This is a genomic window from Pseudomonas sp. TMW22090 (genome assembly GCF_022496665.1).
Taxonomy (GTDB): domain Bacteria; phylum Pseudomonadota; class Gammaproteobacteria; order Pseudomonadales; family Pseudomonadaceae; genus Aquipseudomonas; species Aquipseudomonas gregormendelii.
Window position 1 is genome coordinate 20,342 of sequence record NZ_SCFH01000004.1, and the last position, 23,898, is coordinate 44,239.

19 protein-coding genes and 1 pseudogene are annotated in these 23,898 nt (G+C 61.9%); 18 read left to right on the plus strand and 2 right to left on the minus strand.

The annotated features are described in order from the left end of the window. The 13 genes from EQV97_RS12525 (at position 1) to EQV97_RS12585 (ending at position 16,454) form a co-directional block, all read left to right on the plus strand. The gene (locus EQV97_RS12525) at positions 1-3,879 is read left to right on the plus strand and encodes a type VI secretion protein IcmF/TssM N-terminal domain-containing protein (RefSeq protein ID WP_240889012.1); all 3,879 of its coding nucleotides are present in this window, start codon (positions 1-3) and stop codon (positions 3,877-3,879) included. A gap of 31 nt (positions 3,880-3,910) precedes the next feature. After that, positions 3,911-4,837 (plus strand): type VI secretion system-associated protein TagF, encoded by a 927-nt coding sequence (gene tagF, locus EQV97_RS12530; RefSeq protein WP_122839899.1) that lies wholly within the window; start codon positions 3,911-3,913, stop codon positions 4,835-4,837. Beyond that, positions 4,834-7,329 carry a type VI secretion system membrane subunit TssM gene (gene tssM, locus EQV97_RS12535; protein WP_122839488.1) on the plus strand — a complete coding sequence of 832 codons (2,496 nt, stop codon included), beginning with the start codon at positions 4,834-4,836 and terminating at the stop codon, positions 7,327-7,329. Before tagF ends, tssM begins: the two co-directional genes overlap by 4 nt. A 162-nt stretch (positions 7,330-7,491) precedes the next feature. Beyond that, positions 7,492-8,010: a type VI secretion system tube protein Hcp gene (locus tag EQV97_RS12540; protein ID WP_122839487.1), complete on the plus strand. Its 519-nt coding sequence runs from the start codon at positions 7,492-7,494 to the stop codon at positions 8,008-8,010. Positions 8,011-8,104: 94 nt separating this feature from the next. After that, positions 8,105-9,193, plus strand: a complete 1,089-nt coding sequence (gene tssA, locus EQV97_RS12545) for a type VI secretion system protein TssA (RefSeq protein ID WP_240889013.1) — start codon at positions 8,105-8,107, stop codon at positions 9,191-9,193. Between the two features lie 331 nt (positions 9,194-9,524). Beyond that, the gene (locus EQV97_RS12550) at positions 9,525-10,115 is read left to right on the plus strand and encodes an amino acid synthesis family protein (protein WP_122839485.1); all 591 of its coding nucleotides are present in this window, start codon (positions 9,525-9,527) and stop codon (positions 10,113-10,115) included. Positions 10,116-10,158: 43 nt separating this feature from the next. Then, on the plus strand, positions 10,159-10,992 hold the full coding sequence (locus EQV97_RS12555) for an alpha/beta fold hydrolase (protein WP_122839484.1): 834 nt from the start codon (positions 10,159-10,161) through the stop codon (positions 10,990-10,992). Further along, positions 10,989-12,470 carry an aldehyde dehydrogenase gene (locus EQV97_RS12560; protein ID WP_122839483.1) on the plus strand — a complete coding sequence of 494 codons (1,482 nt, stop codon included), beginning with the start codon at positions 10,989-10,991 and terminating at the stop codon, positions 12,468-12,470. The genes EQV97_RS12555 and EQV97_RS12560 overlap by 4 nt, the downstream gene beginning before the upstream one ends. A gap of 12 nt (positions 12,471-12,482) precedes the next feature. Further along, positions 12,483-12,968 (plus strand): flavin reductase family protein, encoded by a 486-nt coding sequence (locus tag EQV97_RS12565; RefSeq protein ID WP_045062789.1) that lies wholly within the window; start codon positions 12,483-12,485, stop codon positions 12,966-12,968. Between the two features lie 109 nt (positions 12,969-13,077). After that, on the plus strand, positions 13,078-14,529 hold the full coding sequence (locus EQV97_RS12570; protein ID WP_122839482.1) for an NAD-dependent succinate-semialdehyde dehydrogenase: 1,452 nt from the start codon (positions 13,078-13,080) through the stop codon (positions 14,527-14,529). A gap of 126 nt (positions 14,530-14,655) precedes the next feature. Beyond that, positions 14,656-15,045: a carboxymuconolactone decarboxylase family protein gene (locus EQV97_RS12575; RefSeq protein ID WP_122839481.1), complete on the plus strand. Its 390-nt coding sequence runs from the start codon at positions 14,656-14,658 to the stop codon at positions 15,043-15,045. 90 nt (positions 15,046-15,135) lie between these two features. Further along, entirely contained in the window at positions 15,136-15,888 is a 753-nt protein-coding gene (locus EQV97_RS12580) for a GntR family transcriptional regulator (RefSeq protein WP_122839480.1), read from the plus strand. Positions 15,889-15,890: 2 nt separating this feature from the next. Further along, the gene (locus EQV97_RS12585; RefSeq protein ID WP_122839479.1) at positions 15,891-16,454 is read left to right on the plus strand and encodes an NUDIX hydrolase; all 564 of its coding nucleotides are present in this window, start codon (positions 15,891-15,893) and stop codon (positions 16,452-16,454) included. A gap of 43 nt (positions 16,455-16,497) precedes the next feature. Here EQV97_RS12585 and EQV97_RS12590 read toward each other — a convergent pair whose 3' ends face one another. Continuing rightward, positions 16,498-16,794 carry a DUF1330 domain-containing protein gene (locus EQV97_RS12590; RefSeq protein ID WP_240889014.1) on the minus strand — a complete coding sequence of 99 codons (297 nt, stop codon included), beginning with the start codon at positions 16,792-16,794 and terminating at the stop codon, positions 16,498-16,500. Positions 16,795-16,856: 62 nt separating this feature from the next. Between EQV97_RS12590 and ribBA the strand changes: the two genes are divergently transcribed. The 5 genes from ribBA (at position 16,857) to EQV97_RS12615 (ending at position 22,099) form a co-directional block, all read left to right on the plus strand. Continuing rightward, the gene (ribBA, locus tag EQV97_RS12595; RefSeq protein ID WP_122839477.1) at positions 16,857-17,966 is read left to right on the plus strand and encodes a bifunctional 3,4-dihydroxy-2-butanone-4-phosphate synthase/GTP cyclohydrolase II; all 1,110 of its coding nucleotides are present in this window, start codon (positions 16,857-16,859) and stop codon (positions 17,964-17,966) included. Positions 17,967-18,157: 191 nt separating this feature from the next. Continuing rightward, positions 18,158-19,183, plus strand: a complete 1,026-nt coding sequence (locus EQV97_RS12600; protein ID WP_122839476.1) for an ABC transporter substrate-binding protein — start codon at positions 18,158-18,160, stop codon at positions 19,181-19,183. Continuing rightward, positions 19,180-20,112, plus strand: a complete 933-nt coding sequence (locus EQV97_RS12605; protein WP_163019429.1) for an ABC transporter permease — start codon at positions 19,180-19,182, stop codon at positions 20,110-20,112. The genes EQV97_RS12600 and EQV97_RS12605 overlap by 4 nt, the downstream gene beginning before the upstream one ends. 6 nt (positions 20,113-20,118) lie before the next feature. Next, entirely contained in the window at positions 20,119-20,928 is an 810-nt protein-coding gene (locus EQV97_RS12610) for an ABC transporter permease (RefSeq protein ID WP_045062806.1), read from the plus strand. A gap of 16 nt (positions 20,929-20,944) precedes the next feature. Next, positions 20,945-22,099 (plus strand): ABC transporter ATP-binding protein, encoded by a 1,155-nt coding sequence (locus EQV97_RS12615; protein ID WP_122839474.1) that lies wholly within the window; start codon positions 20,945-20,947, stop codon positions 22,097-22,099. A gap of 215 nt (positions 22,100-22,314) precedes the next feature. On the opposite strand, the pseudogene EQV97_RS12620 reads toward EQV97_RS12615, so the two are convergent. Beyond that, positions 22,315-23,720 (minus strand): annotated as a pseudogene (locus EQV97_RS12620) (cytosine permease). Positions 23,721-23,898 lie beyond the last annotated feature (178 nt).

The following is a 23,898-nucleotide window of genomic DNA, read 5'->3' on the forward strand; positions in this document are numbered from 1 at the left end:
ATGAAGACATTATTGCGTTTGTTGAAAAGTTTTTGGTTTGTGATTCCAGTCTTGTGGCTGGCGAGCCTTGCTGTTTGCTGGTTCGTGGCGCCGCACGTGAGCTGGCTGCGCGGTTATGCCCTGGAGGCGATGGCGATCATCAGCGCCTTCTATCTGTTGCTGATCGTGCTGCGCCAATACCAGCGCATCCGCGCCGAGCACAACCTTGAGCACCTGGTGCAGCTTGAAGTCGATCGCTCGCTCAAGTCCACGGGCGAATTCCGCGACCAGCAAGTGCTGCGCGAACGCCTCAAGCACGCCATCGCGATGCTGCGCACCGACCGCTCGGCCGGGGGTGGCGGCTCATCGGCGCTGTCCGACCTGCCGTGGTACCTGGTCATCGGCATGTCCGGCGCCGGCAAGACCTCGCTGCTGACCCGCTCCGGCCTGTCCGCAAGCATTGCCAACAGTGCCAACGACACCCAGAGCGGCACCCAGCATTGCGACTGGTACTTCAGCCCCGAAGCGGTGTTGATCGACACGGCCGGGCGTTACCTGCGCGACGACCAGTCCGCCAGCGAATTCGCCGCCTTCCTGCGCATGCTGAAAAAGCAGCGCAGCAAGGCCGCCGTCAACGGCCTGGTACTGGTGGTGAGCCTGCCGGAATTACTGGCATCCAGCGCTGCCGAGCGTCACACGCTGGCGGCGCAATTGGTCTCGCGCATCGAGGAATACACCGATTGCCTGGACGCCAACCCGCCGATCTATCTGATGCTGAGCAAGACCGACCAACTGCCAGGTTTCAGCCAGGCCTTCGAAGGGCTGGACCTCAACGAGCGCCAGCAACCCCTGGGCATGACCTTCGGCCTGTCGGAGATCCGCAACCAGGGCCTGCGTCCGGTGCTGGATGCCAAGCTGGCCAACCTGCACAGCCACATCCGCCGTCACGTCGACGCGCAGATGATTGCCCTGGGTGCCGATGCCAACAGCGCGCTGCTGAATTTCCCGAACTATTTCTCCGAGCTGTCAGCGGTGCTGGAGCAGTTCCTCCAGCACTTCGCCGACCACCGTCACGCCGGCGCGCCCCTGCTGCTGCGCGGCCTGTATTTCACCAGCGCACTGCAGACCGACCAGCAACTGAGCCAGGTGTATGAAGACGACCTCGCCGAGTCGTTCGCCCTGCAACCGCATGCCGGGCAGGACGCGGACAGCGAAGGCAGGAAAATCAGCGACCGCAGCTACTTCATCACCGATACCTTCCGCCGGGTCATTTTCCCCGACCGCGACCTGACGTTGTACCAGTCGCGCCAGGGCCACAATAAATCCCTGAGCCCTGTGCTGCTTGGCGTGGCGCTGTTGGCCGGGCTGGGGTTCATTGGCTGGCAGGCACTGTCGTACCAGAACAACCGCCAGTGGCTGGCTTCCTTGCGCGATCAGTTGAATCAGCTGCAGCAGTCCCCGGACCGTGCGCAATTGCTCGCCTCGGGCCAGGGCCTGGAATTGCTGCGCAATCAGCTCAGCGCCATCGAGAAACACCGCGCCCAGGGCGTGCCGCTGCAACTGAGTGCCGGCCTGTACCGTGGCGATGACATCTACCAGGTCGCGCAAAATGCCTATCTGCAGCAACTGCGCACCCAGGCACTGGAACCGGTGACCTTGCAGTTGCAATTGCAGATGCGCGCATTCAACGAATTCGCCAGGACCATGGACCCGCAAAACGCCCTCGCAGCCGCACCGGCCAAGGCCGGCAACACCAAAGCCAAGGCGCAGTCCCAGGGCTTGAAACTGCCCACCCGCCTGAGCAGCGTGCCGCGCAGTGCGGGTGAAGTCAGCAGTCGCCTGAGCGGCAGCGCCAGAGCGGCTGCAACCAAGGTGCGGGGCGATGCGATAAACAGCCTGCGCAACCCGGCCACCGCCAGCGATGCCGCCGATCTGTCGGCGACGACCGGTGGGCTGTCGTTGTCCGAGGAAATGCTCGGGCGCCTGGACGAGCGTCAGGTCGAGTCGATCATCGAATCCTACAACGCGCTGAAGCTGTACCTGATGCTGACCCAACCGGACTCGCACCCTGAGCCGGAGTTCGTCGGGGCTGCTTTCCCGGCTGCCTGGGCCAATACCGCGACGGCGCAGAACCCGGTGAGCACCGAGGTGATCCAGGACAACGCGCCGGTTTACGTCCAGCTGCTGAAAAACCGCCAGGCGCCTACCCTGCCGCGCAACGAACAGTTGATCAGCGAAACCCGCAACAGCTTGAAGTCATTCATGATCTCCAGCTCCCTGGTGGACCGCGAATACCTGCGCCTGCAACTGGAATCCAGCCGTCAGTTCCCGGCCGTGGGCCTGAGCGACCTGGTGCCCTTGCCCGGTCGACAATTGCTCTACGGCAGCGAGGCCGTGCCGGCAATTTTCACCCGCCAGGGCTGGGAGCAGTTCGTCAAGCCGGAGCTGATCAAGCTGGTGTCGGGCAACCTGCGCAACGAATCGGACTGGGTCCTCGACGGTGAAGGCGGCGACAGCCTGGTGCAGAAAGCCAACTTCATCCGCGAGTTCATGACGCGCTACAAGCGTGACTACACCCAGGCCTGGTACGGCTTCGTCGACAGCGTCGGCGTGCGCCATTTCACCGACATGGCCAACGCCACCCAGCAACTGTCGCTGCTCAGCGACGTGCAGAATTCGCCGGTGAAAAACCTGCTGGCGGCGGTCAACGACAACACCCAATGGGACGTGCCGGCACCGCGCACCACCGAGCAACCGGGGATCAAGCGCGATGACGGTTTCTGGGGCAAGGTCTCGGGCATTTTCGATGGCCAGGACACTTCACCCAACGCGCTGATTTCACCGCTGCCAGCTGTGGATGATGGCAGCCTGGCCAAGCGCTTCGAGCCGGTATCGCGAGTGTTCGCGGTGCAGAACGCCGAAGGCGCCGACAGCACCATCATGGATCGCTACCTGGCGGCGCTGCGCAAGCTCAAGGTGCGGATGAACAACATCCAGCGCTCCCAGGACGTGGGTAAAAGCAGCAAGCAGCTGATCAGCGAGACCCTGGAAGGCCAGCCGAGCGAAGTCACCAGCGTGCGCAACTACGTCGAGACCACGGTGGATACCAGCCAGGGTGGCTTGTCGAGTTCGCTGCAAGGGCTGTTCAGCCTGCCGATCCAGTTCGCCTGGGAGACCCTGCGCGACCCGGCCGGCGAGCAGATCGCCAAGGCCTGGGCGCAACAGATTGCCAAGCCCTGGGAACAGGTCATGGCGCACCGCTTCCCGATTGCCGCTGGCAGTCGCAACGAAGCGTCGGTGAAGGATCTGCAGCGTTTCGTCGACCCCGAGTCCGGCCTGCTGCCGAACTTCAAGCGCAACGAAATCGGCAACCTGTCCGGCGGTGAAGGCCTGGGCATGAGCAGCACGAGCAAATCGGCGCCGCTGGTCAACCCGAACATGGTCAACAGCATCGACAAGGCCAGCTCCCTGGGCCAGGTGATCGCCAGCCTGTCGGACCGCGAGAACGGCTTTGAAATCATGCTGGAACCTTCGGCTTACTTCACCGACATCATCTTCACCCTCGATGGCCAGGTGCAGCATTACCGCAATGGCAAGACCAGCTGGAGCCGCTTCTCCTGGCCAGGCACCACCACCGCTCCGGGGGCACGCATGGACGTGGTGACCCTGACCGGCGAACGCATCACCGTGTTCGACTACCCTGGGCGCTGGGGCCTGCTGCGCATGAACGACAGTGCGCGGGTCAGTGACCTGGACGGCATCCAGCAACGCTTCAGCTGGAACACCGCCAGTGGCCAGGTCAGCCTCGCCGTGCGCAACTACGGCGGCGTCAAGCTGACTGACCTGGCCAACGTCAAGGCCTTGAGTTCGCTCAATGCGGCCGGCGGGCGGGTCCAGTGACCAGGCTGGCACTGAACCAAGGGCGCGGCCAATGATTGGCTGCTTCGGCAAGGTGCCCGCGAGCCCGGACTTCGTCAGCCTGCACGGCGCGGCAGACGACGTCTGCGAGTTCGATGGCTGGCTGCAAGGCGCCCTCGCGGCCCTGCAGCATCGCGAAGACTGGCGCAGCCTGTTCGACGCCTTGCCGCTGTGCTTTTTCAGCTACCGCGCACGCAGCGGCAACTGGCTGCTGGGCGGGCTGATCAGCTCGATGGACGCCAGCCAGCGGCGCTACCCGTTCTTCATTTTCCAGACAGTCAAAGCCGCTGAAGCCGAGCCCTTCGTCAACCCGTTCACGTTGGGCGAGCTGTTCAGCGCGCAGATCAAGCCGTTGCTGCACATGGCGGCACAGGGCGAAAGCACCGCGGTGCTGTTCGAACGCATCAAGGCCCTGCGCCCGCTGCAGGCCCAGGACTTCGACCTGTTCCGCCGGGTGCACGGCAAATTCCTGGTGAACTTCAACCTGCGCGACATTGCTACTGCACTGGAAGGCTCGTACCCGGAGTTCGTCACCAATGCCGTGCTGACCCGTCTGCAAGCCTTGCACAGCCCCCTGCGACACGGCACGCCGATCGGCATCACTCTGCCCTTGCCGGCGGAGCGCGGTTTGAAGAACCCGACCGCCGATCTTTGGCTCACCTGGCTCACGCGCATGACGCCGGGCAAGGCCGTGCCGCAGGTGAGCCTGCTGGCGGACGACTTCATGCGCCCACGCCTGATCTGCTTTGCCTCACGCACCACCAGCAACGCCTACCGCGTACTCACCGGCAGCGGCGACCGCGCGCAGAGCTATGACGTGCTGGCGTCCTTCGATGCCTTTGACGAGCACCACCTTGCACCCGCTTTTCCCGCAATCGACCGTCCCCTTGATGACGCCATCGACCGTTTTGTCGATGCCCTGGATTCGAAGTCTGTATGAACAAGATCAAGTATTACTTCCTGCGGTATCAACCCTACATTCTGGGGATCGCCTTCTTTCTCTCGATCTTCGTGGTCTGGGGCATCGGCCGGGCGTTGGGCTTCAGTTCGCTGAACAGCTTGCTGACCGGCATTGGCGTGTTCCTGCTGCTGGCGTGCGGCTACGTGCTGCTGCTCTATCGCGGGGTGTCGCGGCATCACAACCTTGAAGGGCTGCTGCGCGATGACGCCGACCAGGCCGTGTTGAACGCCAGCCCGGGGGATCGCGAGGAAGTCAGCCTGCTGCGCGAACGCCTGCTGCAAAGCATCGAGCGCCTGCACAACAACAAGCCCCGGGGCAGCAACCCCAAAGACGCGTTGTACGCCCTGCCCTGGTACCTGGTGATCGGCCAGCCAGCGGCCGGCAAGAGCACCATGCTCTATCAGTCGGGCTTGAACTTCCCCTACGCCGAACGCGAAGGCGCCCGTGTCGCCGGGTTGGGTGGCACGCGCAATTGCGACTGGTTTTTCAGCTCCGAAGCCGTGCTGCTGGACACCGCCGGACGCTACATGAACAACCAGGAAGAAGCCGGCAAGTGGCGCGCTTTCCTGCAACTGCTGCGTCAGCATCGCCAGCGCCGGCCGCTCAACGGTTTGATCGTCACCGTGAGCATCCACGACATCCTGCAAGCGTCCCTCGACGACCAGGAACGCATCGCCAAGCGCCTGCGCGAACGCATCCAGGAAACCCACGCGCTGCTGGAAGTGCGCCTGCCGGTGTACCTGGTGTTCACCAAGTGCGACCTGGTGCCGGGTTTTGCGCCCTTCTACCGCCAGCTGGATGAAGCGGCCCGCGGTGAGGTGATGGGCAAGACGTTTGCCCACAAGGGGTATGAACAGGCGGACTGGGGTCGGCAATTTGGCGTGGCGATGGACGAGCTGGTTGCCTACTGGCAGCAGGTGGCGAGCCGGCAACTGGTGACCCAGGACATTCAGATCACCCGCCAGGATTCGGCGGTGTACCGCTTCCCGCTGGAACTGGCGGCGCTGAAACCGCGCCTGCAATTGTTCGTCGACGCCCTGCTGCGCGCTAACCCGTACCAGAAGGCCGAACTGCTGCGCGGCTTCTATTTCACCAGTGCCCTGGACGCCGACCAGCCAGAGCTGGGGGGCCACGCCCGCCAGGTCACCGAGCGCTTCTCCCTGGAGAACGACCAGGCGAGCGTCGGCGGTGACGCGCAACCACGCCCGCTGTTTATCAATAGCCTGTTCCGAAAAGTGATCATCCCCGACCAGCATCTGGTGGCGCTGTACACCACCAACCATCGCGAACGCCGGCGCAAAGCGGCGTGGATAGGTGGCGCCGGTGTGCTGGCGATGCTGCTGTGCGGCCTGCTGGGCTGGTCTTATGTGAACAACCGCGACACCGTGCAGGGCATCTCGACGGAACTGGCCCAGGCGGCGTCTGCTGACGCGGCGGCGACAGGCCAATACACCGAGTGGCAAACCCTGGACCGCATGCGCTTCTGGACCGCCCACTACTACGCCCGGCATCACCAGGACGGTGTGCCGCTGCGCATGCGCCTGGGGTTGTACCAGGGCTACAAAGTCGAGCCGCTGCTGCGCAGCGAGTATTTCAGCCGCCTGGAAAGCGTGATGCTCAAGCCAACGGCGGACAACCTGACCCGATCGCTGTACCTGCTGACCACCCTCAAGGTGTATCAACGCAACACTCAGCAACTGTTACCCGTGACCGGCGTCGACAGCGTAGAACCCAAGGCCCTGCCCAACGACAACCGCGCGCAGTCCATCGCCGCCTTCGGCAAGACCACCCTGGACACCTACGTGATGCTCTCCCGGGCCCAGCGCGAGAAGGCTGACCCGGCGTTCCTCAAGGCGAAAATCCCGGACTACTGGTACCCGGCGATTGCCCGCCAGACCGGCCAGACTATCGGTGCCGCCAACGGTGATCCGGGGGCCCATCAGGACTACGAGTACGCCAGCCGGCAGATCAATTTCTACAGCGACCAGATCCACGAGCAGGACGTGCCGCGCATCCTTGACAACGCGTTCCTCACCTCCAGTTCGCGCAACTACATCAACAGCCTGCTGAGCCAGTCGCTGCGCTCGATCGAGACCATCACCCTGGAGTCGGACACCCTGTTCGCCTTTGGCCGCGCGGACTTCCAGAGCCTGAAAACCGCAGGGCAAAGCCAGCTCAGCGCCATCGCCGGCAAGCTGCTCAACACTCCGGACATCGGCAAGATCATCATCGCCGGGCACGCCGACCAACTGGGCGACCTGCAGGGCAACTTGCAGGTATCCAGGCAGCGCGCGCAGACCATCAAGACCTATCTGGTGGGCAAAGGCGTCCCCGGTGAGCTGGTCGAAGCCGTCGGCGAAGGCAGCACCAAGCCCCTGGTCAAGTGCGACATGACGCAACCCCGGGCGCAGCTGATTCAGTGCCTGGAGCCTAACCGCCGGGTGGAAATCGAAGTGCGGGCGATCAACTGATCGCGCGCCGCCAGAGCAAGAAAAATCGCTGCCCGGGTCGACTCGATACACGAGCCGGGCAACGGTAAGACACCTCTCTTGAGCGTATTCAAAGAGGTTAAAACGAAGGGCTGCCGACTGCTCGCAGCGGCACCCTTAAATGAAGGTAAGGAGAAATTAGAAATGGCATTTGACGCATACATCCAGATCGAAGGCATTCCAGGCGAAGTACTGGACGAAAAGCACAAGGATTGGATCGAAGTGCTGGGCTATGAGTTTGGCGCGACCCAGGCCACCTCCGCGACGGCAAGTTCTTCGGGCGGTGCTTCTTCGGAACGCGTGGTGTTGAGCAACTTCACTATCCGCAAAGCTGCCGATAAAGCCACTGCCAAGCTGTTTGAAGCGTGCTGCAAAGGCACCCACATCGCCAAGATCCAGCTGAACGTGAACCGCGCCGGTGGCGACAAGGTGACCTATCTCACCTACAACCTCGAAGAAGTAGTAGTGGCTTCCGTCAATACCGTTGCTGGCGGTAGCAAGGGCGGCAAGGACGAAGCGGAAAGTGATCTGCCTGTCGAAGAAATCAGCTTCAACTTCGCGCGCATCAAGACCACCTACACCCAGCAGAGCCGTGCCGATGGCCAGGGCGGCGGCAACGTCACCGGCGGTTGGGACCGCACCGCGAACAAGGTGTTCGCTTAAGTCTGCAGCACTAGCGGGCCGTGCGAGCGGCCCGCCTTAAGCACTGCGCCTGTGGTCCGGGCGCGGTGTTCTTTTATCCTGATCAGAGTTGCCTATGTCTGAATTTCTCAACGACCTTTCCCTGGCCGAACTGACAGCGCCCATCAATGAGGGGAGCGGTGAAGACCTGAGCTTTTCCACCTTGTTTGACCAGGTGAAAGAAGCGCGTCGAGCAGACCCCGATTATCTCACCCAGGGTGATTGGCAAACCGACCTCAAATCTTCGGATTGGGACCTGACCATCACCTTGGCCGCACAGGGCCTGGCTCGCCAGAGCAAGGACCTGATGCTGGTCGCCTGGCTCAGTGAAGGCCTGGCGCACAAGTACCATTTTGTCGGTATCACCTTTGGCCTGACGCTGGCCGAGCGCATCCTGGATACGTTCTGGGCAGGCCTGTTCCCTTCGCTGGAAGACGGCCTCGACGAACGCGCCGCACGTCTGGCGTGGTTAAAAGCCTCGCTGGCGGACGTCGTCGGCGGTTTGCCGATCACCCAGGGCCAGCAGTTCGGCCTGCTGCGTTACGACGAATCCCGGCACATCGAAAACCTCGCGCTGCAAAATCCCCAGGCCATGCGTGCCGCAATTGATGAAGGCAAGATCAACGCCGAGGTGTTCCAGCGTTCGGTGGTGCTGACCGACTCCGACCACCTGCGCCTCAAGGCCGGCGAAATCGCCGCCAGCCTGCGCGCTTGCCAGCAGTTGCAGAGCACCGCAGACCGGCTGTTTGGCGCTGATGCCCCGAGTTTCGCCGCGCTGACGGACGTACTGACCCGTGCCGGGCAACTGGCCGAGAAACTGCTCAAGGACCGCGGCATCGAGCTGCATCCCGCCCCCGTTGCGCCCGTCCAGCCAAGCGTTGTCGACCAACCCGCAGGTGCCGCCATGACCCAGCCCCAGCCAGATCCCTCATCCATCCCCCTGCGCACCACCCCCCTGACCCGCGACGAGGCCTTCACCCAACTGGCGGGCATCGCCCAGTTCTTCAAACAGACCGAACCCCAAAGCCCGGTGCCGTACCTGATCGAACGCGCGATCAAATGGGGCAACATGCCGCTTGAGGGCTGGCTGAATGATGTGATCAAGGACAGCAACGTCGTGGACAGCATCCGTGATGTGCTGGGGACGAAGGAATCGAAAAGCTGATAGCCCCGATCAACTGTAGGAGCTGTCGAGTGAAACGAGGCTGCGATCTTTTGACTGTTTTTTAAACGACAAGATCAAAAGATCGCAGCCTCGTTTCACTCGACAGCTCCTACACAGCTCCTACACAGCTCCTACACCGCTTCTGCGCTGCTAACAAAGCTTGCTCGCGATAGCGCAGGTCCAGCCACGATATCCCGCCCCCCTTCCTGCCCCCCCGTTAATCCTCTCTTTCAAACCACCTGACCAGAAACTCGCTCCAGGGACTTGTGCTTCCAGTATTATGGTATACCATCAGACGCACAGACACTCTCACCCTATTACGGAGCAGCTCATGAGTTTCGAAATCCGCAAGATCGTCAGCTACGTCGAAGAAACCCTCATCGAAGGCGGCAAGGCCACCGACAAACCCGTGACCATGGTCGGCCTGGCCGTCGTTATGAAGAACCCCTGGGTGGGCAATGGCTTCGTCGAGGACCTGAAACCGCAGATCCGCGAGAACTGCTCCGACCTCGGCGCGCTGATGGTCGAGCGCCTGGTGGGCATCATCGGCGGTGCCGACAAGATCCAAGCATATGGCAAGGCCGCTGTAGTCGGCGCCGATGGCGAGATCGAGCACGCCTCCGCCGTCATCCACACCCTGCGCTTCGGCAATCACTACCGCGAAGCCGTGAAAGCCAAGAGCTACCTGAGCTTCACCAACAAGCGCGGTGGCCCGGGCACTTCGATCCAGATTCCGATGATGCACAAGGATGACGAAGGCCTGCGTTCGCACTACATCACCCTGGAAATGCAGATCGAAGATGCACCGCGCGCCGATGAAATAGTCGTGGTCCTGGGCTGCGCCGACGGCGGCCGCCTGCACCCGCGCATTGGTAACCGATACATCGATCTTGAAGAACTGGCCGCTGAAAACGCCCAGTAATCGCACAGGCCAACTACAACAAAAAGGCATGCAGGAGCGCTCCATGATTCGGCTCACCGCTGAACGCACCCCGGCTGGCACCAGTTACCTGGCGACCGGCCAAGGCCAGCCCGTGGTTTTGATCCACGGCGTGGGCCTGAATAAAGAAATGTGGGGCGGCCAGGTTGTTGGCCTCGCCACCCAATACCGCGTGATTGCCTACGACATGCTCGGCCACGGCGCCAGCCCGCGCCCGGCAAGCGGCACGCCGCTGCTCGGATATGCCGACCAGTTGCTGGAGTTGCTCGACCACCTGCAATTGCCCAAGGTGACGGTGATCGGCTTCTCCATGGGCGGACTGGTAGCGCGGGCGTTTGCCCTGCACTACCCGGAGCGCCTGGAGGGCCTGGTGGTGCTCAACAGCGTGTTCAACCGCAGCCCCGAGCAGCGCGCCGGCGTCATTGCCCGCACCGCGCAAGCGGCCGAGCACGGCCCGGATGCCAATGCCGAAGCTGCCCTGTCGCGCTGGTTCAGCCGCGAGTACCAGGCGGCCAACCCGGCGCAGATCGCCGCCTTGCGCCAGACCCTGGCGAACAATGATCCCCAGGGCTACCTGACCACCTATGAACTGTTCGCCACCCAGGACATGTACCGCGCCGACGACCTGGGCAGCATCCAGGTGCCGACGCTGATCGCCACCGGTGAGCTGGACCCCGGCTCCACCCCGGAAATGGCCGAGCAACTGGCGCGGCGAATTCCCGGTGCGACCGTTGCCGTGCTCGCCGAACAACGGCATATGATGCCCGTAGAATCGCCGCGCCTGGTCAACCAGCTGTTGCTGGAGTTTCTCGACACGGCGCACTCCCGACAAAATCAAATAAAGGGGATCGTTGCATGACTCTCGCACGCTTCCAGATGTGCATCGGCGGTGAATGGGTCGATGCCCTGTCCGGCAAGACCTTCGAAAGCTTCAACCCGGCGCTGGCCCAGGCCTGGGCCGAATTGCCCGATGCCGACGAAGCTGATGTCGAACGCGCCGTCCAGGCTGCACAGACCGCCTTCGACAGCCCGGCCTGGCGTGGCCTGACCGCCACCGCCCGGGGCAAGTTGCTGCGCCGCCTGGGTGACCTGATCGCCGAGAACAAGGAACAACTGGCGCAGCTGGAGAGCCGCGACAACGGCAAGCTGATCCGCGAAACCCGCGGCCAGGTCAGCTACCTGCCGGAGTTCTTCCACTACACCGCAGGCCTGGCCGACAAGCTCGAAGGCGGCACCCTGCCGCTGGACAAGCCCGACCTGTTTGCCTACACCGTGCACGAAGCCATGGGGGTGGTGGCGGCGATCATTCCGTGGAACAGCCCGCTGTACCTGACCGCCATCAAGCTGGCCCCGGCCCTGGCCGCCGGCAATACCATCGTGATCAAACCGTCGGAACACGCCTCGGCGACCATCCTCGAACTGGCGCGCCTGGCGCTCGAAGCCGGCATTCCACCGGGCGTGGTCAATGTCGTCACCGGCTATGGCCCAAGCACCGGTGCGGCGCTGACCCGCCATCCGCTGGTGCGCAAGATCGCCTTCACCGGCGGCGCTGCCACGGCACGTCACGTGGTGCGCAGCAGTGCCGAGAACTTCGCCAAGCTGTCCCTGGAACTGGGTGGCAAGTCGCCGAACATCATTTTCGCCGACGCCGACCTCGACAGCGCGATCAACGGCGCGATTGCCGGGATCTATGCCGCCTCCGGGCAGAGCTGCGTGTCGGGCTCGCGCCTGCTGGTGCAGGACGACATCTACGACGAGTTCGTCGAGCGCCTGATCGAGCGCGCCAAGCGCATTCGCATCGGCAACCCCCAGGAAGACAGCAGCGAGATGGGCCCGATGGCCACCGCGCAGCAACTGGCGGTGGTCGAAGGCCTGGTGGCTGACGCCATTGCAGAAGGTGCGCGCCTGCGCCTGGGCGGCAAGCGCCCGCAGAACCTGGGCGACGGCTGGTTCTACGAGCCGACCCTGTTCGAATGCGACGCCAACTCGATGAAGATCATGCAGGAAGAAGTCTTCGGCCCGGTGGCTTCGGTCATTCGCTTCAAGGACGAAGCCGAGGCATTGGCGATTGCCAACGATTCACAGTTCGGCCTCGCCGCCGGCATCTGGACCCGCGACCTGGGCCGTGCCCATCGCCTCGCCCGGGACGTGCGTTCGGGAATCATCTGGGTCAACACCTACCGCGCAGTGTCGGCCATGGCGCCGATCGGCGGCTTCAAGAACAGCGGCTATGGACGCGAGAGCGGCATCGATTCGGTGCTGGCCTACACCGAGCTGAAAACGGTGTGGATCAACCTCTCCCAGGCTCCGATGCCTGATCCTTTCGTGATGCGCTAAGAGACCACTGACATGATCGAACCCGGCATTTACAAAGACGTCATGAGCTCATTCCCGTCCGGCGTCACGGTGGTCACCACCCTGGACCCGGATGGCGGCATCGTCGGCATCACCGCCAGCGCCTTCAGTGCGCTGTCGATCGACCCGGCCCTGGTGCTGTTCTGCCCCAATTATGCCTCGGACACCTACCCGATCCTGCGTGACAGCAAGCAGTTCGCGATTCACTTGCTGTCCGCCGACCAGACAGCCGAAGCCTATGCCTTTGCCAGCAAGGGCAAGGAAAAGGCCAAGGGTATCGAGTGGCACTTGAGCGAGCTGGGCAATCCCTTGCTGGGCAAGGCGACGGCCATCATCGAGTGCGAGTTGTGGCGCGAGTACGACGGCGGTGATCACGCGATCATCGTCGGCGCGGTGAAGAACCTGATCCTGCCCGAGCAGCCGGTCACGCCGATGATCTACCACAAAGGCAAGCTGGGCCCGCTGCCCACCCTGGCCTGACATTTGTCCCGCACTCAGATCCACCTGTGGGAACGAGCCTGCTCGCTCCCACAGGGTGAAGACTGTTCTCGCTCCTACAGTTGATTTACTCATTTTTTCAGGAGTCGGCATGAGCCCAGCATCCTCCCCCCTGTTCCGCCAACAGGCCTACATCGACGGCCAGTGGCTCGATGCGCCAGATGGCGCCGTTCAGGAGATCTTCAATCCGGCGAACGGCGAGTTGATCGGCCAGGTGCCCAACCTCGGCGCCGCCCAGGCTCGCCAGGCGATTGAAGCCGCCCACAAGGCCTGGCCGGCCTGGCGTGCACTGACCGCCAAAGAGCGCAGCAATATCCTCAAGCGCTGGCACGGGCTGATGATTGAAAACGCCGAAGCCCTGGCCCACATCCTCACCCTCGAACAGGGCAAACCCCTGGCCGAAGCCAAGGGTGAAATCCTCTACGCCGCCAGTTTCATCGAATGGTTTGCCGAGGAAGCCAAGCGCATCTACGGCGACACTATTCCAAGCCATAAAAGCGACGCACGCATCGTCGTCACCAAGGAACCGATCGGCGTTGTTGCAGCCATCACTCCGTGGAACTTCCCAGCCGCGATGATCACCCGAAAAGCCGGCCCGGCGCTGGCGGCGGGCTGCCCGTGCATCGTCAAGCCGGCCCCGGAAACCCCGTTCTCGGCCCTGGCCATGGCCGCGCTGGCTGAACAGGCGGGCATTCCACCGGGCATCTTCAATGTGATCACTGGCGACGCTGTCGCCATCGGCGCCGAACTCACCGCCAGCCCGCTGGTGCGCAAATTGTCGTTCACCGGCTCCACCGGGATTGGCAAACTGCTGATGGCGCAATGCGCGCCGACCCTGAAAAAAGTCTCGCTGGAACTGGGCGGCAATGCACCGTTCATCGTCTTCGATGATGCCGACCTGGAGCGTGCGGTGGAAGGCGCATTGATCGCCAAGTTCCGCAACGCCGGGCAGACGTGCGTGTGCGTCAACCGCTTTCTGGTGCAGGCCGGCATCCACGAGGCCTTCGTCGCCCGGCTGGCCGAGCGCGTGGCGCAGTTGAAGGTTGGCAGCGGTTTCGACAGCGGCATCACCCAGGGCCCGCTGATCAACGAACGCGCCGTGGCCAAGGTCGAAAACCATGTGCAGGACGCCCTCGCCCACGGTGCACAGTTGCTCTGCGGCGGCGAACGGCATGCCCTCGGCCATGGCTTCTTCCAGCCCACCGTGCTGGCCGGCATCACGGGTTCGATGAAAGTCGCCCGGGAAGAAACGTTCGGCCCGCTGGCGGCGGTATTCCGTTTCCACACCGAAGCCGAGGCGATCCACCTGGCCAACGACACCGAGTTCGGCCTGGCGGCCTACTGCTACACCCGCGACCTGGGCCGCGCCTGGCGCATGAGCGAGGCGCTGGAGTACGGCATGGTCGGGATCAATGAAGGGCTGATCTCCACCGAGGTTGCACCGTTTGGCGGTATCAAGTCGTCGGGGCTGGGCCGCGAAGGCTCCAAATACGGCATCGAAGATTACCTGGAACTCAAATACACCCTGATGGGCGGCCTCTGAATCAGTACCCGTAGGAGCTGTCGAGTGAAACGAGGCTGCGATCTTTTGATCTTGCTGTTCAACAGCAAGATCAAAAGATCGCAGCCTCCGGCCGCTCCTACAGAGGTAACGCTGGAGACAAGTGAAATGAACAACGTTAAGTACGAAAAAGGTCTGAAAATCCGCACCCAGGTGTTGGGCGAGGCCTATGTTCAGCGTTCTATGGAGAACGCCGACGACTTCACCCGTCCGCTGCAGGAGATGGTCACCGAGTACTGCTGGGGCCACGTCTGGGGGCGTGAGGGCTTGTCGCTTAAAGAACGCAGCATGATAAACTTGGCGATGATTTCGGCCCTCAACCGGCCGCACGAACTCAAGCTGCATGTGCGCGGTGCCTTGCGTAACGGGCTGAGTCGTGAACAAATACGCGAAATTCTGCTTCAGGTCGGTATTTATTGCGGCGTTCCCGCTGCCGTAGACAGTTTCCGGCTCGCCCGTGAAGCCTTCGCCGAAGCCGATGCCGAGGCCTCCAGTTAACCCTTGGCTGTTTGATCTGACCGGAGCACCGATGGTCGTCATGATCGTAGTGCTCTTTTTGCATGGACAGCCACACTCAGAGCGGACCCCATGAAACGCCTGCCACTCGACGACAGCTTCAAGGTCAATCGCAACCCCGTTACCCTGCGCGAAATCGTGCTGGATAAACTGCGAAGCGCCATCATGAACTTCCAGCTCCTGCCGGGAGACCGTCTGGTTGAGCGCGACCTGTGCGATCGCCTGGGCGTGAGCCGCACCTCCGTGCGCGAAGCCTTGCGTCACCTCGAATCCGAAGGCCTGGTGGAATTCGCCGATGCCAAGGGCCCGCGGGTTGCCATCATCACCCTGTCCGATGCGGGAGACATCTACGAGCTGCGTTGCGTGCTCGAAGGCCTGATCGTCCAGCTGTTCACCCTGCGCGCCAAGGCCAAGGACATCAAGGCCCTGGAAAAAGCCCTGGAGGAAAACCGCAAGGCCCTCAAGGATGGCGAACTGCAGCAGGTCATCGATTCAGTGCAGGGGTTCTACGACGTCTTGCTCGAAGGTTCGGGCAACCATGTCGCGGCCACCCAACTGCGCCAGTTACAGGCACGGATCAGCTACTTGCGGGCGACCTCGGTGTCCCAGCAGAACCGCCGCGGCGCGAGCAACCAGGAAATGGAACGCATGGTCGAGGCGATCAAGAGCGGCGATCCGCTGGCCGCGCACCAGGCCTGCGTCGACCACGTTCGCGCAGCCGCCGCCGTGGCCCTCGATTACCTCAAGCGCAAGCAGGAAGAAACCGGTGAAGTCCCGGTCATTACCCTGCCGATCGCCCTCAAAGAACCTCGCATAGGTCGCTAATCATGTTCAGCCCGAGCTATTGCCCAAAGTGTGGTGCCAGTGATCTCAAATCGCAGGTACCGCCGGGTGATACGCACGAGCGCCTGATGTGCTGTGGTTGCGGCTACATCCATTACGTCAATCCGAAGATCATCGCCGGCTGCATTATCGAGCAGGACGGCAAGTACCTGTTGTGTCAGCGCGCCATTCCGCCCCGTCCAGGCACCTGGACGCTTCCGGCGGGTTTCATGGAAGGCGGCGAGACCACCGAGCAGGCGGCGTTGCGCGAGGTCTGGGAAGAAAGTGGGGTGCGTGCCGAGATTCTCTCGCCCTACTCGATTTTCAGCGTGCCGAAGATCAGTGAGGTGTACATCATCTTCCGCGCCATTGCCCTGGACATTACCGGGCAGTACGGGCCCGAGACCCTCGACTACAAGTTCTTTGCGCCTGAGGATATTCCCTGGGAGAGCATCTACTATCCGGCGATCCGGCAGATTCTCGAGCGGTATATCGAGGAGCGTCAGGCTGGGGTATACGGAATCTACATCGGTAACGACGATACCGGGAAGATTCACTTCATCCGCTGACAGCGGATTAACGACCAGCCACAAGCCCCCGTCATAACCCGGGTCATGCCGGGGGAATTCCTTCGACGATGATCACATCTACCACTGCTACGCCCTCACGATGTACCCGCGCCTGCTGATATTCCTCTGACCGATAGCACGCCACTGCCTGCTCATACGAATCGAATTCGATGACGACGCTGCGTTGGGGGGTCGATCGACCTTCCATCGCTTCGCCGCGCCCTCCCCGCGCCAATATTCGCCCCCCATACAACGCAAAGGCCGTCGGCGCCCGCTGGGTGTATTGGCCGTATTGAACGGGATCGGTAACGTCTACGTGAGCAATCCAGTAAGCCTTCATGGTGACCTCTCAATAGTTATGTATTATGGTATACCACACACCATTAACCATTGAGAATCCCCATGGCCTTCAACAGCATCGAAGAAATCATCGAAGACTACCGCCTCGGCAAGATGGTGCTGCTGGTCGACGACGAGGACCGGGAAAACGAAGGAGACCTGTTGCTCGCCGCCGATTGCTGCACCCCCGAAGCTATCAGCTTCATGGCCCGGGAAGCTCGCGGGCTGATCTGCCTGACGCTGACTGACGAGCATTGCCAGCGCCTGGGTCTTGAACAGATGGTGCCCAGTAATGGAAGCGTATTCAGCACCGCGTTCACTGTTTCGATCGAAGCCGCCGTCGGCGTGACCACCGGTATTTCCGCGGCAGACCGGGCCCGTACCGTCGCCGCTGCGGTGGCGAAAAATGCCGTGGCGGCGGATGTAGTGCAACCCGGCCACATCTTTCCGCTGCGAGCCAAGGAAGGCGGCGTGCTGACCCGCGCCGGCCATACCGAAGCCGGCTGCGACCTGGCGCGCCTGGCCGGTTTCACGCCCGCATCGGTGATCGTCGAAGTGATGAACGACGACGGCACCATGGCCCGCCGGCCGGACCTTGAAGTGTTCGCCCGCAAGCACGGGATCAAGATCGGCACTATCGCCGACCTGATCCACTACCGCCTGAGCACCGAACACACCGTAGTGCGCATTGGCGAGCGGGAATTGCCCACGGTGCATGGCACCTTCCGCCTGATCACCTTCGAGGACCGTATCGAAGGCGGCGTGCACATGGCCATGGTGATGGGTAAGTTGCAGCGCGATGAGCCCACGCTGGTCCGTGTGCATGTAATCGATCCCCTGCGTGACCTGGTGGGTGCCGAGTACAGCGGCCCTTCCAACTGGACGCTGTGGGCGGCGCTGCAGCGAGTGGCCGAAGAAGGTTGCGGCGTGGTGGTGGTGCTGGCCAATCATGAATCTTCCCAGGCCTTGCTCGAGCGCATTCCGCAACTGACCCAGGCACCACGCCAGTTCAACCGATCGCAATCGCGGATCTATTCTGAAGTAGGCACCGGTGCGCAGATCCTGCAGGACCTGGGTGTGGGCAAATTGCGCCACCTGGGGCCGCCGCTCAAGTATGCAGGGTTGACCGGCTATGACCTGGAGGTGGTGGACAGCATTCCTTATATCGAGTGAAGCGCGCTCTGCCTGAAGGGCGCTGCGCTCCCAGCAGATAGCCGGTAAGGCAAAATGCTTGCACAAAGTTTGGAATACCATAATATGATATTCCATAGACCGGACGACCTCACAGGCTCGACGGACCTACTGCTCCCGATAGGCGGGCACTGCAAAGCCCCGCTCATAAACACAACAATGAGGGCGTAAAAATGGTGTTGAACAAACGTGCAACCGCAATTCTTTTTGCGGGACTGCTGAGCGTCACCAGCCAGGCGTTGCTGGCGGCTGAAAGTGTCAACTTCGTCAGCTGGGGCGGTAGCACCCAGGATGCGCAGAAGCAGGCCTGGGCCGATCCGTTCAGCAAGGCCAGCGGCATCACCGTGGTCCAGGACGGCCCGACCGACTATGGCAAGCTCAAAGCCATGGTCGAAAGCGGCAACGTGCAATGGGACGTGGTCGATGTCGAAGCCGACTTCGCCCTGCGCGCCGCCGCCGAAGGCCTGCTCGAACCCCTCGACTTCAAGGTCATCCAGCGCGACAAGATCGACCCGCGGTTCGTCTCCGACCACGGCGTCGGCTCGTTCTTCTTTTCCTTCGTGCTCGGCTACAACGAAGGCAAGCTGGGAGCCAACAAGCCTCAGGACTGGTCCGCGCTGTTCGACACCAAGACTTACCCCGGCAAGCGCGCCCTCTACAAATGGCCAAGCCCCGGCGTGCTGGAACTGGCATTGCTCGCCGATGGCGTCGCTGCCGACAAGCTCTACCCCCTGGACCTGGACCGCGCCTTCAAAAAACTCGACACCATCAAGAAAGACATCGTCTGGTGGGGCGGCGGAGCCCAGTCGCAGCAGTTGCTGGCCTCCGGTGAAGCGAGCATGGGCCAGTTCTGGAACGGCCGCATTCATGCCTTGCAGGAAGATGGTGCACCGGTGGGCGTGAGCTGGAAACAGAACCTGGTCATGGCCGACATCCTGGTCATTCCCAAAGGCTCGAAGAACAAAGACGCGGCCATGAAGTTCCTGGCCAACGCCAGCAGTGCCAAAGGCCAGGCCGACTTCTCCAACCTGACGGCCTATGCGCCGGTTAACGTCGACAGCGTGGCGCGCCTGGATTCGGCGCTGGCACCTAACCTGCCGACTGCCTATGCCAAGGATCAGATCACTCTCGACTTCGCGTACTGGGCCAAGAATGGCCCGGCCATCGCGACACGGTGGAACGAATGGCTGGTCAAATGAAAATGACGGCAAGCGCATCCCGCCCGTCTGCGCCAGTCGGCAGCGCCATGAGCGCTGCCGCCAAGGCCGCCGCAATGACGCAAACCCCGACGCTGGCGCAGCGTTGGCGTGGGGCCAGTAACCTGGTACCCGCCCTGCTGTTCCTCGGCCTGTTCTTCCTGGCTCCGCTGATTGGCCTGTTACTGCGCGGCGTGCTGGAACCAACCCCGGGCCTGGGCAACTACGAACAACTGTTCGCCAACTCGGCCTATGCCCGAGTGCTGCTCAACACCTTCTCGGTGGCGGGCCTGGTGACCCTGTTCAGCCTGTTGCTGGGCTTCCCGCTGGCCTGGGCGATCACGCTGGTGCCCCGTGGCTGGGGTCGCTGGATCCTCAACATCGTGCTGCTGTCGATGTGGACCAGCCTCCTCGCCCGCACCTACTCCTGGCTGGTGCTGCTGCAAGCTTCCGGGGTGATCAACAAGGCGTTGATGGCGATGGGCATCATCGACCAGCCGCTGGAAATGGTGCACAACCTGACCGGCGTGGTGATCGGCATGAGCTACATCATGATCCCGTTCATCGTGCTGCCGCTGCAGGCGACCATGCAGGCCATTGATCCGATGATCCTGCAGGCCGGGTCGATCTGCGGTGCCAGTCCGTGGACCAACTTCTTCCGGGTGTTCCTGCCGCTGTGCCGGCCAGGGCTGTTCTCGGGCGGGCTGATGGTGTTCGTGATGTCCCTCGGTTACTACGTCACCCCGGCATTGCTGGGCGGTGCGCAGAACATGATGCTGCCCGAGTTCATCATCCAGCAGGTGCAATCCTTCCTCAACTGGGGCCTGGCGAGCGCCGGCGCCGCGTTGCTGATCGTCATTACGCTGGTGCTGTTCTATTTCTACCTGAAGCTCCAGCCGGAATCCCCGGTTGGCGCCAGCAACGCGAGGTAAGCCGTCATGCTGCTGACTCCCAATGCGATGAGCCGACGCATGCGTTTCGGCCTGTATTTCACCACGGGTGTGATCGCGCTGTTCCTGCTGCTGCCGATTGTGTTCATCGTGCTGCTGTCGTTCGGATCCTCCCAGTGGCTGGTGTTCCCGCCACCGGGCTGGACGTTGAAATGGTACGGCCAGTTCTTCTCCAACCCCGATTGGATGAACGCGGCGCTGGCCAGCCTCAAGGTCGCGGTGCTGACCACCTTCTTCGCCGTGGCGCTGGGCCTGCCGACTGCTTTTGCCCTGGTGCGCGGACGCTTCCCGGGCCGGGAAATGCTCTACGGCCTGTTCACCCTGCCGATGATCGTGCCGCTGGTGATCATCGCGGTGGCGGTGTACGCGCTGTTTCTCAAGCTGGGCTATACCGGGACGATGTTCGCCTTCGTGGTCAGCCATGTGATCGTGGCGCTGCCGTTCACCATCATCTCGATCATCAACTCGCTGAAGCTGTTCGACCAGTCGATCGAAGACGCGGCGGTGATCTGTGGTGCCTCACGCCTGCAGGCGGTGTTCAAAGTGACGTTCCCGGCGATCCGTCCGGGCATGGTCGCCGGCGCCCTGTTTGCGTTCCTGGTGTCCTGGGATGAAGTGGTGCTGAGCGTGATGATGGCCAGCCCGACCCTGCAAACCCTTCCCGTGAAAATGTGGACCACCCTGCGCCAGGACCTGACGCCCGTGATCGCCGTCGCCTCGACGCTGCTGATCGGCCTCTCGGTGCTGGTCATGGTGATCGCCGCCGCCGTTCGCCGGCGCAATGAAATCAGCGCCTGAGCGCGAGGAGTACGACATGAGTGCCGTGATCAAAGACAGCGCCCAGCACACCGACAAGCCCTTGGTGAGCCTGCGTAACCTGAACAAGTACTACGGTGATTTTGCCGCCGTGGATGACATTTCGCTGGACATCAAGGATGGCGAATTCCTCACCTTCCTGGGCTCCAGCGGCTCTGGCAAAAGCACCACGCTGTCGATGCTCGCCGGCTTCGAGACGCCGAGCAGCGGGGAAATCCTGGTAGAAGGCCAATCGCTGGTCAATGTGCCGCCGCACAAGCGTGACATCGGCATGGTGTTCCAGCGTTACTCGCTGTTCCCGCATCTGTCGGTGCGCGACAACATTGCCTTCCCCCTGGCCATTCGCAAGCTGGCCAGCGCCGAACGCGAGCGTCGGGTCGATGCCATGCTCAAGCTTGTGCAACTGGAACAATTCGCCCATCGCCGCCCTTCGCAACTGTCTGGCGGTCAGCAGCAGCGCGTCGCCATCGCCCGGGCACTGGTCTACGAGCCACGGATTCTGTTGATGGACGAGCCGTTGGGGGCCTTGGACAAGAAGCTGCGTGAAGACTTGCAGGATGAATTGCGTCAACTGCATCGACGCTTGGGTATCACGATCGTTTACGTGACGCACGATCAGGAAGAGGCGATGCGGCTGTCCCAGCGCATTGCGATTTTCAGTCATGGCAAGATCGTCGGGCTGGGCAGTGGATACGATCTTTATCAGAATCCGCCGAATGCGTTTGTGGCGTCGTTTCTGGGTAACTCGAATTTCCTCAAGCTCAAGGCGCAGGGTAACGCGGTCGCCACGTTTGAGGGCCAGGCGCTGTCGATTCGGCTGACGGCCGGGTTGCAGACGGATCAGGAGGTGTTGTTGATGGTCCGTCCAGAGAAGGCGCTGGCGTTGAGTGTCGATCAGGCTATCCGCGAGCCGTTGGCGGCGGGTTGGAATGAGGTGTCGGCGAAGGTGGTTGAGGTGTTGTTCCTGGGTGAGAGCCAGACTTGCAGTGTGGTGACTTCTGGCGGGACTTCGATGACTGTCAAAGCGCTGTCGGCTGCGGGGATGCCCCTCAAGGCCGGTGATCCGGTGCAGGTGCGCTGGGCTACTGCGGATGCTTGTGTTTATACCGAGTGGGCTGAGAGTGATTTGAACAAGGCGGCTGGGGCGCATTGATGGTTTTTTGATGGTGGTTGGTGTGTGTATTTGGTAATCAAGGTCACCCTCGGGGTCGCCGCAACGTCGGGTTGCGGCGGCCCTTTTTTTGGGTTCTGAGTTCTGGATCTGGACTGTGAAATGTGAAATGTGAATGTAGCTAGAGGTGCATGTACGCCGGCCAAAAAAATGCCCGGCAACAACCAGGCATTTCCAGACAATCTTCTAACCAGAAATCAATCGGTAAACCCCAAACGCCCCGCCTTCAACGCCTGAGCCTGCCCCCGAGTCGCCAGGCAGTAATACAGCGGGCAAGTCACCACCAATCCCACCAGCCAAGACAAATCCGCACCTTCCACCAGATTGGCATAAGGCCCGACATACAACGACGTATTGGCAAACGGCAACTGCACGATAATCCCGATGAAATAAGCCACGATCGCATGCACATTAAACTTCCCATACACCCCGCCATCGGCCCGGAATATCGAAGCAATGTCGTAGCACCCCCGCTTGATCAGATAAAAATCAATCAGGTTGATCGAAGCCCAAGGCACCAACACCAGCAACAGCGCCAGAATCAGCCCGATAAACTGCGAAATGAAATCCGCTGAAGCCCCCAGCGCTACCATGCAGCAACCCGCCAGCACCACGCTCGACAACACCACCCGCACCTTGATACTCGGCGTCCACTGACTGGCAAAGGTCTGGATCGAAGTAATGATCGAAAGCACTGCGCCATACAGGTTCAACGCATTGTGGCTGATGATATTGAGCAGGAACAGCACCATCAGGATTGGTCCCAACCACCCGGTTGACTGCTTCACCGCGGTCATCGCTTCAGTGCCTTCCGGGGTGGCCAGTACTGCCACGGCGCCGAAGGTGAAGGACAGGATAGTGCCGAGCGTCGCCCCCAGGTATGTCGCCAGGAAAGGCCGGACGATGCCGATGTCTGCTGGCAGATAGCGGGAGTAGTCCGATACATAGGGCGAGAAGCTGATCTGCCAGATGATCCCCAACGATACCGTCGCCAACCAGCCGGACAGGTTGAAACTGCCGCGAGTGAAGAAATCCGCCGGCAGGTCATGGGCGAAGATGTAGAGGAAACCGGCGAGCAAGGCGCCGCCCATGACCCACGTACCGATGCGGTTGAGGGTGTGAATAAATCGGTAGCCAATGACCCCGATAGCCGTGGCACCCAACGCGCCGATCAGGATGCTGACCGGTGCCGGAACCGCGGGTGCAATGCCGACGATCGACTTCCCTGCCAGCACGATATTGGAGATGAAAAAGCCGATATAGATGATCGCCGCAAAGAACACGATCAGCAGCGCGCCGTAGCGGCCGAACTGGCCGCGGCTCTGGACCATCTGCGGGATACCCATGCGCGGCCCTTGGGCCGAGGCCAGGGCAATCACCAGGCCGCCGATCATGTGCCCCAGGGCAATGGCCAGCAGTCCCCAGAACAGGTCGAGATGGAACACCTGGACCACCATGGCGCCGGTGACGATGGGCAGTGGCGCAATGTTGGTGCTGAACCACAGGGTAAACAGGTCGCGGGCCTTTCCGTGGCGTTCCGCGAGTGGGACATAGTCGACCGTGTGATTCTCGATCAGGGGTCTTGCCGGGACATCTGGGACATATGCATGAACTCGAGTTTGTCTGATCTTATATTTGTATGAAGCCAAACCGGGGGCTTGGTGGCAGCCCCTCAGATGCGGGCCATATTATGGTATTCCAACATTTACACAAGGCTGATCCGCTGTTAAAAACCCCCTCTGATACGGTCTAATGCGCCCGTCGCACTGGTTTAAAACGCC

Coding starts and splice junctions, on each gene's coding strand:
- EQV97_RS12525 (WP_240889012.1), top strand. CDS start 1: ATGAAGACATTATTGCGTTTGTTGAAAAGTTTTTGGTTTGTGATTCCA.
- tagF (WP_122839899.1), top strand. CDS start 3,911: ATGATTGGCTGCTTCGGCAAGGTGCCCGCGAGCCCGGACTTCGTCAGC.
- tssM (WP_122839488.1), top strand. CDS start 4,834: ATGAACAAGATCAAGTATTACTTCCTGCGGTATCAACCCTACATTCTG.
- EQV97_RS12540 (WP_122839487.1), top strand. CDS start 7,492: ATGGCATTTGACGCATACATCCAGATCGAAGGCATTCCAGGCGAAGTA.
- tssA (WP_240889013.1), top strand. CDS start 8,105: ATGTCTGAATTTCTCAACGACCTTTCCCTGGCCGAACTGACAGCGCCC.
- EQV97_RS12550 (WP_122839485.1), top strand. CDS start 9,525: ATGAGTTTCGAAATCCGCAAGATCGTCAGCTACGTCGAAGAAACCCTC.
- EQV97_RS12555 (WP_122839484.1), top strand. CDS start 10,159: ATGATTCGGCTCACCGCTGAACGCACCCCGGCTGGCACCAGTTACCTG.
- EQV97_RS12560 (WP_122839483.1), top strand. CDS start 10,989: ATGACTCTCGCACGCTTCCAGATGTGCATCGGCGGTGAATGGGTCGAT.
- EQV97_RS12565 (WP_045062789.1), top strand. CDS start 12,483: ATGATCGAACCCGGCATTTACAAAGACGTCATGAGCTCATTCCCGTCC.
- EQV97_RS12570 (WP_122839482.1), top strand. CDS start 13,078: ATGAGCCCAGCATCCTCCCCCCTGTTCCGCCAACAGGCCTACATCGAC.
- EQV97_RS12575 (WP_122839481.1), top strand. CDS start 14,656: ATGAACAACGTTAAGTACGAAAAAGGTCTGAAAATCCGCACCCAGGTG.
- EQV97_RS12580 (WP_122839480.1), top strand. CDS start 15,136: ATGAAACGCCTGCCACTCGACGACAGCTTCAAGGTCAATCGCAACCCC.
- EQV97_RS12585 (WP_122839479.1), top strand. CDS start 15,891: ATGTTCAGCCCGAGCTATTGCCCAAAGTGTGGTGCCAGTGATCTCAAA.
- EQV97_RS12590 (WP_240889014.1), bottom strand. CDS start 16,794: ATGAAGGCTTACTGGATTGCTCACGTAGACGTTACCGATCCCGTTCAA.
- ribBA (WP_122839477.1), top strand. CDS start 16,857: ATGGCCTTCAACAGCATCGAAGAAATCATCGAAGACTACCGCCTCGGC.
- EQV97_RS12600 (WP_122839476.1), top strand. CDS start 18,158: ATGGTGTTGAACAAACGTGCAACCGCAATTCTTTTTGCGGGACTGCTG.
- EQV97_RS12605 (WP_163019429.1), top strand. CDS start 19,180: ATGAAAATGACGGCAAGCGCATCCCGCCCGTCTGCGCCAGTCGGCAGC.
- EQV97_RS12610 (WP_045062806.1), top strand. CDS start 20,119: ATGCTGCTGACTCCCAATGCGATGAGCCGACGCATGCGTTTCGGCCTG.
- EQV97_RS12615 (WP_122839474.1), top strand. CDS start 20,945: ATGAGTGCCGTGATCAAAGACAGCGCCCAGCACACCGACAAGCCCTTG.